Here is a 15113-nt window from a genome sequence, read left to right on the forward strand (position 1 = left end):
TTAAAATATATGACAATAATTAAAGCTAAAAATATGTTATTAGGAAATTTTAACCAATAGAAACTAATGTGATTTGATTTGTTATTTTATGGGTAATGTATTAAGTGTGACTTTAAAAAAATAATTTTGTATTAAAAATTATTTTTGTGTTTGAATTTTTAAAATTGTCAGAATTATGAAGGACTTTAAATTATTATGCAGAATATTGTTAATAAATGTAAAAGAGTGTTTTATAAAACAGACTAGCATTTATAGCAATGACAAAACAATTAATAGTTTTATAAACATACAAATATAAATTGTATAGTATTTAGGGTAAAATTAAGGAGGAAACATAAAATGGCTAAATTTATGAAAACAGTTGATGGAAATACAGCTGCTGCTCATGTTGCTTATGCATTTACAGAAGTTGCTGCTATATATCCAATAACACCATCTTCAACTATGGCTGAATTAGTTGATGAATGGGCATCTCAAGGGAGAAAAAATGTCTTTGGACAAAAAGTAAAAGTTGTTGAAATGCAATCTGAAGCAGGAGCTGCAGGAGCATTTCATGGTTCATTACAAGCAGGAGCTTTAACTTCAACATTTACTGCTTCTCAAGGTTTATTATTAATGGTACCAAATATGTATAAATGTGCTGGTGAATTATTACCAGGTGTATTCCACGTTACTGCTCGTGCATTAGCTGCTCAAGCATTATCAATATTTGGAGACCACCAAGACGTTATGGCTGCAAGACAAACAGGTGTTGTTATGTTAGCTTCAGGTTCAGTTCAAGAAGTTGCTGATATAGCTCCAGTTGCACATATGTCTGCAGTAGAAGGATCTTTACCATTTATACATTTCTTCGATGGATTCAGAACATCACATGAAATTCAAAAAGTTGAATTAATGGAAAATGAAGATTATGAAAAATTATTAGATATGAATGCTGTTCAAGCATTTAGAGATAAAGCTTTATCTCCAAACCATCCAGTAACTAGAGGTACAGCTCAAAACCCTGATATATACTTCCAAACAAGAGAAGTTTCTAATAAATACTATAATGATATAGTTGGAATAGTTGAAAAAAATATGGCGAGAATGAGCGAAATAACAGGAAGAAAACATAGCTTATTTGATTACTATGGAGCAGAAGATGCTAAACATGTAGTTGTTGCTATGGGTTCTGTTACAGAAGCTTTAGAAGAAACAATAGATTACTTAAACGCTAAAGGTGAAAAACTTGGTATGATAAAAGTTCACTTATTCAGACCATTCTCAGCTGAACATTTCTTAGCAGCAATGCCTAAGACTGTTGAAAGAGTATGTGTTCTTGATAGAACAAAAGAACCAGGTGCTCCAGGTGAACCATTATACTTAGATGTAGTTAACGTACTTGCTAAATCTGAATTATCTCCATTAGTAGTAGGTGGAAGATACGGACTTGGATCAAAAGATACAACTCCAACTGATTTACATGCAGTATTTGAAAACTTAAACATAGAAGAACCTAGAAATGGATTTACTATAGGTATAGTAGATGATGTAACAAATACATCTTTACCAAAAGCTGAGCCAATTAAAATAAAAGCTCCAGGAACAGTAAGATGTAAATTCTGGGGATTAGGATCAGATGGTACTGTTGGTGCTAACAAACAAGCAATAAAAATAATCGGTGACCACACTGATAAATATGCACAAGCATACTTTGACTATGATTCTAAAAAATCTGGTGGTATAACAATGTCTCACTTAAGATTTGGTGATACTCCAATCAGATCTACATATCTTTTAGATGAATCTGATTATATAGCTTGTCATAACCAATCTTATGTATTTAAATATGATTTATTACAAGGATTAAGAAAAGGTGGTACTTTCGTACTTAACACTATATGGGACGAAGCTGGCTTAGAAGCTCATCTTCCTGCAGAAATGAAAAAATATATAGCAGAAAATGAAATAGAATTCTATACTATAAATGCTGTTAAAATAGGTCAAGAAATAGGTCTTGGAAATAGAATAAACATGATATGTCAAGCTGCATTCTTTAAATTAGCTGATATAATACCAGTTGATGATGCAGTTAAGTACCTAAAAGATTCTATAGTAAAAGCTTATGGTAAAAAAGGTGAAAAAGTAGTTAACATGAACTACCAAGCTGTTGAAGCAGGTATAAATTCATTAGTTAAAGTTAATGTTCCAGCTTCTTGGGCAAATGCTACAGAAGATGAAGCAACTACAACTTGTGAAGAACCAGCATTCATAAAAGATATATTAAGACCAATGAGTGGACAAAAAGGTAATGATTTACCAGTAAGTACATTCTTAGGATACGAAGATGGTACATTCCCATGTGGTACTGCTGCTTATGAAAAGCGTGGTATAGCTGTAAATGTTCCAGAATGGATTACAGAAAACTGTATACAATGTAATAGATGTTCATTCATATGTCCTCATGCTTGTATAAGACCAGTTCTTGTAAATGAAGAAGAATTAGAAAATGCACCAGAAGCATTTAAAACTAAGAAAGCTACTGGTAAAGGATTCGATGGATTACAATACAGAATCCAGGTTTCTCCAATGGACTGTACAGGATGTGGAAACTGTGCTGACGTATGTCCAGCTAAAGAAAAAGCTTTAGTTATGAAACCTTTTGATACTCAAGACGTAGAAGTTGAAAACTGGGCTTATGCTGTAGATCCAGCAAAAGTTGCTCCAAAAGGAGATATAATGAATCCTAAAACTGTTAAAGGTTCTCAATTTAGACAACCATTAATGGAATTCTCAGGAGCTTGTGCAGGATGTGGAGAAACTGCATATATCAAACTTGTAACACAATTATTTGGAGATAGAATGATGATAGCTAATGCTACTGGATGTTCATCAATCTGGGGAGGATCTGCTCCATCAACTCCATACACTTGCAACCATGAAGGCAAAGGTCCATCTTGGGCAAACTCATTATTTGAAGATAATGCTGAGTATGGATTAGGACAACATTTAGCTGTTGAACAAATAAGAGGTAAATTAGTTGAAGATATGCAAAAACTTGCTGCTAACCCATGTTGTGAAGAAGGTGGAACAGTATTCAATAACTGGTTAGAAAATAAAGATAACGGTGAAGCATCTGTTGAGGCAAGTAAAGCTGTTGTTGAGTTAATAAATAAAGCTGAGCCAAAAGATGAAGAAACTAAAGCATTAATCGAATCTGTTAAATCAAGACAAGATTACTTAGCTAAGAGATCTCAATGGATACTTGGTGGAGACGGTTGGGCTTATGATATAGGTTACGGTGGACTTGACCATGTTCTTGCATCAGGAGAAAATGTAAATGTTCTTGTATTCGATACAGAAATTTACTCTAATACTGGTGGTCAATCTTCTAAATCTACTCCAATTGCTGCTATGGCTAAATTCGCTGCTGCTGGTAAGAGATCTAGAAAGAAAGACCTTGGTATGATGGCAATGAGCTATGGTAATGTATATGTTGCTCAAGTTGCTATAGGTGCTGATTACAATCAATTTGTTAAAGCAGTTGTAGAAGCTGAAGCTTATGATGGACCATCTCTAATCATATGCTACGCTCCATGTATATCTCATGGATTAAAAGAAGGTATGGGTAGAAGTGTTGCTAATGAAGAACAAGCTGTTAAATCTGGATACTGGCATTTATACAGACATAACCCAACTCTTAGAGCTGAAGGTAAGAATCCATTCTCACTAGACTCTAAAGAGCCAACTGAAAGCTTCAGAGACTTCTTAATGAAACAAGTAAGATACTCTGCTATAGCTAAACAATTCCCAGAAGAAGCAGAACAATTATTCACAATGGCTGAAGAATCTGCTAAAGATAGATTAGATAGCTATAAGAGATTAGCTGACTAATATAAATTTAAAATTTAATTAATTTATATAAAAAGAAATGGTGGGTTATTTTAATCCACCATTTTTATTTGAAAATTATATACATTTTAAATAATACAATGTTGTAATATTATGCAAATAAAAACTAGCATATAATATAATTATGGTAAAAGGAGGGAATACTATGTGGATTAGAAGTGAACTGAAAGAAAGAGGAAAAATTACTTTTAAAAAATTTTATTGGAAAGCAGTGCTAGTATGTTTTATATGTTTACTATTAAGTGGAGGCTTAGGAAGTGGAGTTAGTAGCCGAGTAAGTGATACTTACGACTCATTTATGCATAACGATTATAACTATACAGATGACTACTATTATGGAAATGATGAATATTATTATGATGAAGATTTAGATCAAGAAAAATCAGACTCTCTTAATATAGTGGAAGAATTTTTTGCTAGTGGATTCTTTTTATTGTTTATGGGTATATTTATACTTATTTTTATTGTGATATTCATTGTTAAATTACTAATTGTTTATCCAATAGAAATAGGGAAAAATAATTTCTTTATGGGTATTAGAGAAGAAGAAAAGACACTAGATAGCTTGATTTTTATTTATAAAAGCGGTCAACTTAAAAATACAATATTTACAATGTTTATGAAGGGCTTATTCCAATTTTTATGGTCATTGTTATTTATAATTCCAGGAGTAATAAAATCTTATGAATATAGAATGATACCATATATATTAAGTGAAAATCCAGATATAAGTAGACAAAGGGCTTTTGAAATAAGTAAAAGAATGATGATTGGAAATAAATGGAATACTTTTATGCTTGATTTATCATTCTTAGGATGGGAGATATTATCAGGTCTTACTATAGGTATACTTGGTATTTTCTATGTTAATCCTTATGTACAAAGTACAAATGCAGAGTTATATGCTTATCTTAGAGAGGATGCTCTTAAAAATGGATATGTTAGTAGTAGTGAATTAATAGGATTCTAATATATTGAAAGGCAAATGCAAGATGGAAGAAATAAATTATAATACTTTTATAAGAGAAGTGAAAATTAATAAAGAAAAGATAGCAAATATTAATGAGTATCCTTTTTCCTTGCCTATAATAAAGCATTTAGAAAAATTAAAAATGCATCCAAAAGTTACTTTTATTGTAGGAGAAAATGGTAGTGGAAAATCAACCTTATTGGAAGCTATAGCTGTAGCATATGGATTTAATCCGGAAGGTGGTACCAAGAACTTTAATTTTTCTACGAAAAATAGTCACTCCATACTTTACGAATATATTACCTTAGTAAAAGGAATAAAAAGTCCAAAAGATGGATTCTTCTTGAGGGCAGAGTCAATGTATAATTTGGCTACTAATATAGATGAATTAGATGGTGTTATTGGCCCAGGAGCTAGAGTGATTGATTCATATGGAGGCAAATCTCTTCATGATCAATCTCATGGAGAATCATTTTTCTCTGTAATGTTAAATAGATTTTCAAAAAATGGTATATATATTCTTGATGAGCCAGAAGCCGCCCTGTCTCCATGTAGACAAATGTCAATGCTTACTAGGATAAATGAATTAGTAAAAGAAAACTGTCAATTTATTATAAGTACCCATTCACCAATACTTATGACTTATCCTGATTCTACAATATATGAAATTAAAGATAGCAAAATTAGAGAAGTAAATGTGGAGGAAACGGATCATTTTCAAATAACAAAATCATTTTTAAATAGTAAAGAAAAGTTTTTGAATATTTTATTAGATGACTAAAATAGAAACTATTATATAATAAAAATAACAACTATATAATATTATATAGTTGTTATTTTTATTATGAAAATACTATATTTTCATTCCTAATATCATTCCTATAAAGTAAGGAATTAACCATACAAGCCAGACTACAATACTAAATTTATGGAACGTTTCTTTTTTCTTTTCGTCGTTTTTATATAACACCCATGTTGCCCAAACGGCATGGAATAACATAAGTACAATTGCTAAAGACCCAGTAATTCCGTGTAACGTTAGACCAGAAGCGCTCATTGCATCAGTACCTGATTCGGCAATTTTACTCATAGTTAAGGTACCTGTTGTATCACATATTAAACCTAGCCAAAATATGATTACATGATTCTTATTAAGGCTTTTAGCTCTTCTTTCAGAGAATACCCCTATTGTATAAAATATTAGAGCTAAAGTTATAGCTACTATTGCAAAAATTAAAATACTACTCATTTTTATTATCTCCTTTTAATTTATTTCTTAGTTCAATTAAATCTTTCTTAGTCTTTTTTACTTCTTCATCAGTAAAATTTTCAAATACTTTATCAAAGCTTTTATTTATTTCATTCCTAAAGCTTTTAGCATATTGATAACCTTTATCTGAAAACTCTACATAAGTATTCCTTTTGTCATTGTCATACTTTACCTTTTTTACGTAATCAACGCTTTCTAATCGACTCACTATACCAGATATAGTACCCTTAGCTAAAGACATTTCTTTACATAACTCAGAGATTGTGACCTTCCCTTTATGTGCTATTAACTTAATAACCATGGTTTGTTGATGAGTAAGGGAACTTCCTTTTAAATTTTGGTTAACAATTTCAATTGTACTTGCGTATATTTCCTTTATTAACATTGCTATTTCAAATGAATCATGCTTCATTAAAAAATCTCCTCATCAATTTAATTAAACAAAATAGTTTGCATAGGAACTAATTTGTTCTTATGCAAACTATTTTATTACTTTGAATGTTTTTTGTCAACAACTTATAATTAAAATTTTTTCAACTATGAATTAATATTTCCAATGGATAATTATTGTCATAAAGATAAGTAAATAGTTGAGTATATTTTTTGAAAATTTTAAATTTATTGCTACACAGTTCAACATCGTTATAAACTTTCCAACAACCACAAATTTTAAAATTATTTCCTTTATATTCAATAAAATCTTTTACATCATTTAAAGGATAACCTAGAAAAACACCAACTTCATGAGGTGTTTTATGAAAAAATTTAAATCTTACTTTTAAGTGAGAGATGTAATCTTCTATATTAATACCTTCATATCCATAAGTACTTAAAAAATCTATAACACTTTTATTTTTTAAATCATTAAGAAGCATTTTTGATCTATAAAGGTAAATTAAAACATATTTATCGCAAGTATAAATAATATCTAAGTATACATCTAAAGAATTTAAAAGCAGATTGTAATTTCTAATTTCAACATTTAAATTCAATTTATTGTGTTTGTAAACTTTGAATAAGCTACCTGTTTTTACTCCGGCTAAAGTCGGTGAAGCATATTTTATTAATAATTTATCTATCATTTAAAATCATTCCTTAAAAGTTATATAGTTTTATTATTCTTATAAAACAGTCAATCTATAATTATTTTTTTATGTAAAATTTGTTAAAAGAACCTATATTTATTGACAGGCTGGAAATGAAATGCTATCATTATGAGTATTAATGATAATCATTATCAATAACGAAAGAGAGGATGAAAGGTAAATGACTTTATTGGTAGTAGGTGGAAATGAAAGAATGAAGAGAGACTATATTAATTTAGGAAAAGAAAAAGGATACAAAACTAAAGTAATATTAAATATGTCATCAAAAGCTCTTAAGGATTTTGGAAGTCCAAATGCAGTTGTAATGTTTACTTCTACAGTATCTCATAAGTTAAAAACTGTAGTAGAAACTCAAGCAAAGAAAAAAAATATACCTGTTATAAGACATTACAATAACAGTAAAGTATCTTTTTTGGAATGTCTTGATAAAGTAGAAGAATGTAATGGAGAATGTTCATCATGTAAATATAATTTTAAAAAAACAAAGAGTTTCATATAAAATACATAAGAGGAAAGCATAAATATCATATATATATGGTAATAATGATAATTATTTTCATAAAACTATTGACATGGGGGAAATGGAAAGTTATTATTAAAGTATGTGAGATTGATTATCAATAAATATTAAATATCATTTATATAAATTTAAGGGGATGGTTATATGTTATTGTCTATGGTTTCTTTAGGAGAAATTAAGAGAATAAAAGAATTAAGAGGAAAAGATTCAGTAAAAACACATTTACAAAGTCTTGGATTTCTGCCAGGTGAAAAAATTGAGGTAATATCAGAAAATCCAAGTGGAATTATATTATTAATTAAAAGTACAAAAATAGCTATAAATAGAGCAATGGCAAATAAAATAGTAGTAGAATAGCAGGAGGAAAGATTGATGAAAACGTTAAGAGATTTAAGTCCTGGACAAAAAGGAACAGTAATTAGTTTAGGAGAAAAAGGACCTTCGAGAAGAAGGCTGATGGATATGGGAATTACACCAGGAGTAGAAATTCAAATAGTAAAAGTAGCTCCTCTAGGTGATCCTATAGAAGTGAACTTAAGAGGATATGAGCTAAGTTTAAGAAAAGACGAAGCAAATCAAATAAAAGTAAATCAATTATAGTAAAGGAGGGGGATAAAATGAGTTCAAATATTGCATTAGCAGAAGATTCAAACTGTGGGAAGACAAAGAGTTTAAATATTGCATTAGCAGGAAATCCAAACTGTGGAAAAACAACTCTTTTTAATGAAATTACTGGTTCAAAACAACATGTTGGAAACTGGCCAGGAGTTACAGTAGAGAAAAAAGAGGGAAAATATAAAAAAAATAAAGAAATGAATATAGTGGATTTACCAGGGATTTATTCTCTTTCGCCATATTCAGCAGAAGAAATAGTTGCAAGGAATTATATAGTAGAAGAAAAACCAGATGTACTTATAAATATAATTGATGCTACAAATATAGAAAGAAATATGTATTTAACACTTCAAATACTAGAAACAGGAATTCCAACTATCGTGGCACTAAATATGATGGATGAAGTTGAAAATAGTGGTACAAAAATAGATATAGATAAAATATCAAAATACTTAGGCGTTAAAGTTGTACCTATTGTGGCTAGAAATGGTAAAAACATTGATACTTTAATGAATGAAGTAAAAAAAGTATCAACAGAAAGAAATGAAGATTTAGATATTTATTCAAAGGATGTTGAAGATTTTTTAGAAGAAATTTTACACTATATAGATGATAATGATAGTCGTTTAATAAATTCTAGATGGAGAAGTATAAAATTATTAGAAGAAGATCCAATAGAAATTGAAAAACTTTCTTATGATGCAAAGCAAAAAATTGAATCAATTTTAAACAGAGCTAATGAAAAATTAAATGGAGATGCAGAAGGTGAAATTGCAGACCAAAGATACAAATTTATTTCTAACGTAGTAGGAAAAACTGTTAAAAAGAAAGAAAAATCAGATGGTAAGAGGGTTGAAACTACGTCTGATAAAATAGATAAAATACTAACTAATAGATTAATAGCTATACCTGCATTTTTAGTAATAATGTACGGATTATTTTCTATAACATTTGGTGAAGGACCTTTAGGTATAGGTGTATGGCTTCAAACTATAGTTGTTGATTTTTGGGAAGGTCCATTAACTAAAACAATACTCACGTCATTACAAAATATGGGTGCTAGTGAATGGGCACTATCTCTAGTGGGAGATGGAATACTTGCAGGTCTTGGTGGAGTAATATCATTCTTACCGCAAATACTTGTATTATTCTTATTAATGTCAGTATTAGAGGATAGCGGATACATGGCGAGGGTTGCCTTTGTTATGGATAAAATATTTAGAAGATTTGGTTTGAGTGGAAAATCATTTATACCACTGCTTATGGGGTTTGGGTGTTCAGTACCAGCTCTTATGGCAAGTAGGACCTTAGAAAATGAAAAAGATAGAAAAATAACAATGATGATTACTCCATTTATGTCTTGTGGAGCGAAACTACCAATTTATTTAATGTTTGCAGCAACATTATTTACAAATAGTAATCAAACTTTGATAGTTTATTCAATTTATATGTTAGGTCTAGCTGTAGCAGTAATATCAGCACTTATATTAAGTAAGTTTATAGTAAAAGGAGAAGCATCTAATTTTATTATGGAGCTTCCTCAATATAGAATACCAACTTTAAGAAGTGTTTTAATTCATGGATTTGAAAAAGTAAAAGGGTTTGCAATAAAAGCAGGAACAATTATATTGGCATCTACTATTTTAATTTGGTTCTTGTCTAACTTCAACTTTAGCGGTATGTGTGAGATGGAAGACAGCATATTAGCCTCAATAGGTAGAAGTATTCAATGGATATTCGCACCACTTGGATTTGGAAACTGGAAAGCATCAGTAGGTGTAGTGACAGGATGGATAGCTAAAGAAAATATAGTTTCTACATTTGGGGTATTATATGGAGCAAGTGATGCAATAACAGAGGCAGCTATGGAAGGAAGTGCAGCAATTCCAGGTGTGGCAACAGCATTTACGCAAGCAGCAGCATTTTCATATATGACATTTAATTTACTTTGTATGCCTTGTTTTGCAGCTGTTGGAGCTATGAAAAAAGAAATGGGTTCTTTAAAAGATACTCTTTGTACAATAAGTTTTCAAATGTTAGTGGCTTGGGTAGTTGCATTTTTAGTATATACAGCTTGCAGGTTTATATTTTAAATAAAGGGATGATATTATGATAAATTACTTAATTGGAATAGGAGCAGTTTTAATAGTAATTTTAACGTGTAAAAATTTTATAAAGAATGCTAGAAGTGGAGAAAGTAAGTGCTCTAGTGGTTGCAATGGATGTTCATCTGCAAATCAGTGTAACCATAAACAATAATTTCTTAACAATCTAACCTTCCCTAAAAAGAATGAGATATCTCATTCTTTTTATTTGTATAAAAATATATTATTGTCATTTGGAATAAAATATAAAGAGCAACCATAAGAAAAATTAATATAAAAATATATGCTATAATAATTAATAGTAAGAAAATTAATAGGGAGGAATTTTATATGAAAGAAATATATGAAGTTTCAGATGACTATTTAAATAGTCAGCTTAAATATTTGAAATTATTATCTAAACAATACTCAAGCATATCAGAAGCGAGTGCTGAAATTATAAATTTAAAAGCAATATTAAATCTTCCTAAGGGAACCGAACATTTTCTGTCAGATATTCATGGGGAATATGAGCCTTTTGTTCATGTATTAAAAAATGCATCGGGAGTAATAAAAAGAAAAATAGAAGAATTATTTGGAAATTGTATGATAGAGAGCGAGCGCAGAAGATTGGCTACTCTTGTATATTACCCAGAACAAAAACTAGATTTGATTGAAAAACAAGAAAGTCAAAAAGAAATTGAAGATTTTTATAGAATAAGTATTCATAGATTAATTGAACTTTTAAGATATGCTTCAAGTAAATATACAAGATCAAAAGTAAGAAAGTTCCTTCCAGAAGATTTTAGATATATTATAGAGGAGTTATTACACCCAGATTCAACGAGCCCTCATAAAGATGAATATTATAAAAGTATAGTGGATAATATTATTGAGATAGATAGAGCAAGAGTATTTATAATAGAAGTTTCTAAGGCAATACAAAAACTTGTTATAGATAGATTGCATATAGTTGGAGATATTTATGATAGAGGACCAAGACCTGATATTATTATGGATACTTTGATGAATTACCACAATGTGGATATACAGTGGGGAAACCACGATATATTATGGATGGGAGCTGCATCAGGACAAAAATTATGTGTAGCCAATGCTATAAGAATATCTGCAAGATATGCTAATTTAGATATAGTAGAAGATATTTATGGAATTAATATATTACCTTTAGCAACATTTGCTCTAGAAATATACAAAGATGATCCATGTACAGAATTTATACCGAAAATGAGTGATGATGAGGCTTCTATAACTGAAAAATCATTAATGGCAAAAATGCACAAAGCTATTAGTATAATTCAATTTAAATTAGAAGCAGAAATAATTAAAAGAAGACCAGAGTTTGAAATGGATCATAGGTTATTGTTAAGCAAGGTAAATTACAAAGAAGGAACAATAAAACTAAAGGGTAAAACTTACAAATTAAAAGATATAAACTTCCCAACAATAGACCCAAAAGATCCTTATAAACTAACACAAAGAGAAGAAATTGTTATAGAAAAGTTGGCTACATCTTTTGAAAATAGCGATAAACTTCAAAAACACGTAGGCTTTCTATTCTCAAAGGGCAGCATTTATTTAAAAACTAATGGTAATTTACTTGTTCACGGGTGTATACCTTTAACTAATGATGGTGACTTTATGTCTATGAAAATTGACAATCATGAGTATAAAGGAAAAGCATTAATGGACAAGATGGAATCTTATATTAGAAAAGGATATTTCTTTGATAAAAATCATCCAGAAAAAGAATATGGAAAAGACATGATGTGGTATTTATGGACAGGCAGATGCTCATCATTATTTGGAAAAGATGATATGACCACATATGAAAGATATTTTATAGAGGAAAAAGAAGCCCAAAGAGAAAATAAAAATCCATACTATACATTAAGAGAAGAAGACGAAATTTTAAAGAGGATTTTTAATGAGTTTGATTTAGATTTTGAAAGCGGGCACATAATCAATGGGCATGTGCCTGTTAAGAGTAAAAATGGTGAAAGCCCATTAAAAGCAGGTGGAAGAATTTTAGCTATTGATGGTGGCTTTTCTAGAGCTTACCAAGGAAAAACAGGAATAGCGGGATATACTTTAATATACAACTCACAAATGATGCAATTAGTATCACATGAGCCCTTCTCATCAGCAGAAGACTCTATATTTAATGAAAAAGATATATTATCTACATCAATAATTGTGGAAAATAGAGTAAATAGAATGTTTGTAAGAGATACTTATGATGGAATGAAAATACAGCAAGAAGTAAATGATTTGAAGATGTTAATAATTGCTTACAAAAAAGGTCTTATTAAAGAAGTTTAAATCAAATAGAAAATGTTAATGAGCTATGTTATTAAAAATTAGTAAATAGCTCATTTTTATTTAAAAATAAAATACTAAACCTTAATAAAAAAATAATTTATTGTATAAAGATAATCTAGAAATTGACGTATTATAAAAATAAAAAGGTTGAGGAGAATATATGATTAATAGTATTGACTTATTAAAATACCAGCTAAGTAATTCTTTGACTGGTTTAAATAAATGTAGTTGTGAATCTAGTAGTAATTCTTTTGACATGGTAATGATAAGTTTGTTAAAAGCAATCTCTACAACTAACTCACAAAATATAAATATAAATATAAACTTGAATAATAAAAATCTTGAAAATGTCTCAGGATTAGAAACATTAAATAGCAGTCAAAATACAAATAAAATAAAAGCAACAAATAAAGATAAAAGCGTAAATGAAAGAATTGAAAATGCCGTGGAAAAATGTGCAAAAAAATACGGGGTAAATGAAAATTTAATTAAAGCAATAATCAAAGTTGAATCTAATTTTAATCCTAATTGTGTGTCTGGTGCTGGAGCAAAAGGCTTAATGCAGTTAATGCCATTTAATTGTATTGACTTAGGAGTCAAAAATCCATTTAACATTGAGCAAAATATAGACGGTGGGACAAGACATATAAAAGAATATCTAGATATGTATGGCGGAGATGAACGAATGGCATTGATGGCTTATAATGGAGGACCGGGAAGAATGGCTAGCAGAGGAGTTAAATCAATCAATGATTTATATAAAATGCCAAAAGAAACTCAAAACTATGTACCAAAAGTAATGAAATACTATAAAGGATAATAATTAAAATATTTATAATTATAGAGGATAAATATGAAAGTAGAACATGTAGGTATAAATAGGAATATTAATACTATAGAAAATAGAGGAAATAAACAAAAAAGTAGCTTTAATGATAGTTTTAATCTGGCGAATAGATTTAAAAGTAAAGAAGAGATAGAATCATATATAAAAGAAATAAAGTCAATTGGCGAAAAAGTAGTGGCAAATCAAAACTATAGCGATGTGGTAAATTACAAAAAAGCTATTAAGTCATATTTAAAATCAGTTGTGGATTATATGTATAGTTTAAATCAAGATTCTAGTTTTTGGGATGGGAATTACTTCAAAACAGTAAAAATAGTAGATGAAAAATTAGAAGGTATTACTAAAGAATTATTATATGATCAGAAAGATAATATAAATTTGGCCACAAAAATAGATGAAATAAATGGGCTTTTAGTCGATATGTATTTATAAAGGAGGAAATATGAATAATATTTATTCAGTAGAATTTGAACAATTAGTAGAAGGTGAAAAAATACCAACTGATAGTGCAAATCAAATATTTGGAGCGCTTATGGATATAACCATATCTATGGGAAGTGCTAAGGAAAAAATTGGTAAAATTGCAAACTATAAAGTGGGAGATATAATAGTGCTTGATAAGCATGTTGAAGAAACACTTGATATAAATGTTAACGGAAAAATGATAGCAAGTGGAGAAAGTATAATTATAGAAAATAAATTAGCAGTTAGGCTTTCACAGATTAAAAGTGTAAATCAAGATATTTAGTTAATACAAGGAGGTGCACTATGAAAATTAATAGTATTAAATTTACAAATATTGACAATGTTTATAAAACTAAAAAATTGGGAGTTGAAAATATAAATAATAAAAATAATAAATCAGATTCAGTACAAATATCAGATTTGGGAAAATATTTAAATGAAGTAAATATAAGCAAAGAAGATGTAAATATGGATAAAGTGAATGATATAAAAAAACGAATTGAAAATGGAACATATTCAGTAGATTCAAAAGCTTTAGCAAAAAAAATAATAGAAAGGATGGAAGGTGATAATAATTGAATTCACAGTTAAAAGTAATAATATTTGAAGAAAAAAATATTATTAAAAATTTATTAACTCTTTTAGACGAACAGTACAACTTTATAATAGATAAAGATGTTATAAAGATGGATAAAATTGCAAAAGAATTAGATGAAGTAGCAAAAAATTTAGCAAGAATAGAAATAAAAAGAAGAAATATTATGGGTAGTGAATCTAGTATGAAAGAAGTGGTGGAAGCTAGTAATGATGAAAAAATAAAGCAAGCTTATGAAGAAATACAAGCTACTTTAAAAATGATAGAAATACAAAAAGAAGCAAATGAAATACTTATAAAACAAAGATTATTCTTTACTAAAAAAATGATAAATTGTCTCAAGCCCAACAAAGGAATAGGTACATATAATGCTTATGGGCAAGTAGGTAAATAAGATAGGGGGATAT

General features: G+C 29.1%; 17 protein-coding genes. 14 read left to right on the forward strand and 3 right to left on the reverse strand.

The window, feature by feature from the left end; translation table 11 throughout:
- The first annotated feature begins 339 nt into the window (after positions 1–339).
- The 3 genes from nifJ (at position 340) to TEGL_RS05480 (ending at position 5642) form a co-directional block, all read left to right on the forward strand.
- Complete coding sequence (gene nifJ / locus TEGL_RS05470; RefSeq protein ID WP_018589186.1) at positions 340–3873, forward strand: pyruvate:ferredoxin (flavodoxin) oxidoreductase; 3534 nt, start codon at positions 340–342, stop codon at positions 3871–3873.
- Between the two features lie 163 nt (positions 3874–4036).
- Complete coding sequence (locus tag TEGL_RS05475; protein ID WP_018589187.1) at positions 4037–4861, forward strand: DUF975 family protein; 825 nt, start codon at positions 4037–4039, stop codon at positions 4859–4861.
- A gap of 4 nt (positions 4862–4865) precedes the next feature.
- Complete coding sequence (locus tag TEGL_RS05480) at positions 4866–5642, forward strand: AAA family ATPase (RefSeq protein WP_018589188.1); 777 nt, start codon at positions 4866–4868, stop codon at positions 5640–5642.
- A 72-nt stretch (positions 5643–5714) separates the two neighbouring features.
- On the opposite strand, the gene TEGL_RS05485 is transcribed toward TEGL_RS05480, so the two are convergent.
- From TEGL_RS05485 to TEGL_RS05495, 3 genes are all read right to left on the reverse strand, one after another.
- On the reverse strand, positions 5715–6110 hold the full coding sequence (locus TEGL_RS05485; RefSeq protein ID WP_018589189.1) for an HsmA family protein: 396 nt from the start codon (positions 6108–6110) through the stop codon (positions 5715–5717).
- Positions 6103–6543 carry a MarR family winged helix-turn-helix transcriptional regulator gene (locus tag TEGL_RS05490; protein ID WP_018589190.1) on the reverse strand — a complete coding sequence of 147 codons (441 nt, stop codon included), beginning with the start codon at positions 6541–6543 and terminating at the stop codon, positions 6103–6105. Before TEGL_RS05490 ends, TEGL_RS05485 begins: the two co-directional genes overlap by 8 nt.
- A 121-nt stretch (positions 6544–6664) precedes the next feature.
- Complete coding sequence (locus TEGL_RS05495) at positions 6665–7213, reverse strand: DUF3793 family protein (RefSeq protein WP_018589191.1); 549 nt, start codon at positions 7211–7213, stop codon at positions 6665–6667.
- 184 nt (positions 7214–7397) lie between these two features.
- On the opposite strand from TEGL_RS05495, the gene TEGL_RS05500 reads away from it, so the two are divergent.
- From TEGL_RS05500 to TEGL_RS05550, 11 genes are all read left to right on the forward strand, one after another.
- Positions 7398–7736, forward strand: a complete 339-nt coding sequence (locus TEGL_RS05500; RefSeq protein ID WP_018589192.1) for a DUF2325 domain-containing protein — start codon at positions 7398–7400, stop codon at positions 7734–7736.
- A gap of 165 nt (positions 7737–7901) precedes the next feature.
- Positions 7902–8114 carry a FeoA family protein gene (locus TEGL_RS05505; RefSeq protein ID WP_018589193.1) on the forward strand — a complete coding sequence of 71 codons (213 nt, stop codon included), beginning with the start codon at positions 7902–7904 and terminating at the stop codon, positions 8112–8114.
- A 15-nt stretch (positions 8115–8129) separates the two neighbouring features.
- Positions 8130–8357, forward strand: a complete 228-nt coding sequence (locus TEGL_RS05510) for a FeoA family protein (protein ID WP_018589194.1) — start codon at positions 8130–8132, stop codon at positions 8355–8357.
- Between the two features lie 17 nt (positions 8358–8374).
- Positions 8375–10465, forward strand: coding sequence for a ferrous iron transport protein B (gene feoB, locus TEGL_RS05515; protein ID WP_018589195.1), 2091 nt, complete (start codon positions 8375–8377; stop codon positions 10463–10465).
- Positions 10466–10481: 16 nt separating this feature from the next.
- Positions 10482–10631 carry a FeoB-associated Cys-rich membrane protein gene (locus tag TEGL_RS05520; RefSeq protein WP_018589196.1) on the forward strand — a complete coding sequence of 50 codons (150 nt, stop codon included), beginning with the start codon at positions 10482–10484 and terminating at the stop codon, positions 10629–10631.
- Between the two features lie 176 nt (positions 10632–10807).
- Positions 10808–12799 carry a fructose-1,6-bisphosphatase gene (locus tag TEGL_RS05525; RefSeq protein WP_018589197.1) on the forward strand — a complete coding sequence of 664 codons (1992 nt, stop codon included), beginning with the start codon at positions 10808–10810 and terminating at the stop codon, positions 12797–12799.
- Between the two features lie 160 nt (positions 12800–12959).
- A complete protein-coding gene (locus TEGL_RS05530) occupies positions 12960–13619 on the forward strand; it encodes a lytic transglycosylase domain-containing protein (RefSeq protein ID WP_018589198.1) in 660 nt (219 codons plus the stop codon).
- A 33-nt stretch (positions 13620–13652) separates the two neighbouring features.
- Positions 13653–14078 (forward strand): YaaR family protein, encoded by a 426-nt coding sequence (locus tag TEGL_RS05535; RefSeq protein WP_018589199.1) that lies wholly within the window; start codon positions 13653–13655, stop codon positions 14076–14078.
- Between the two features lie 10 nt (positions 14079–14088).
- Positions 14089–14394: a FliM/FliN family flagellar motor switch protein gene (locus tag TEGL_RS05540; RefSeq protein ID WP_018589200.1), complete on the forward strand. Its 306-nt coding sequence runs from the start codon at positions 14089–14091 to the stop codon at positions 14392–14394.
- Between the two features lie 20 nt (positions 14395–14414).
- On the forward strand, positions 14415–14690 hold the full coding sequence (gene flgM / locus TEGL_RS05545) for a flagellar biosynthesis anti-sigma factor FlgM (RefSeq protein WP_018589201.1): 276 nt from the start codon (positions 14415–14417) through the stop codon (positions 14688–14690).
- Positions 14687–15100: a flagellar protein FlgN gene (locus tag TEGL_RS05550; RefSeq protein ID WP_018589202.1), complete on the forward strand. Its 414-nt coding sequence runs from the start codon at positions 14687–14689 to the stop codon at positions 15098–15100. The genes flgM and TEGL_RS05550 overlap by 4 nt, the downstream gene beginning before the upstream one ends.
- The last annotated feature ends 13 nt before the right edge of the window (positions 15101–15113 follow it).

Origin of the sequence: Terrisporobacter glycolicus ATCC 14880 = DSM 1288 (assembly GCF_036812735.1) — a bacterium.
Taxonomy (GTDB): domain Bacteria; phylum Bacillota; class Clostridia; order Peptostreptococcales; family Peptostreptococcaceae; genus Terrisporobacter; species Terrisporobacter glycolicus.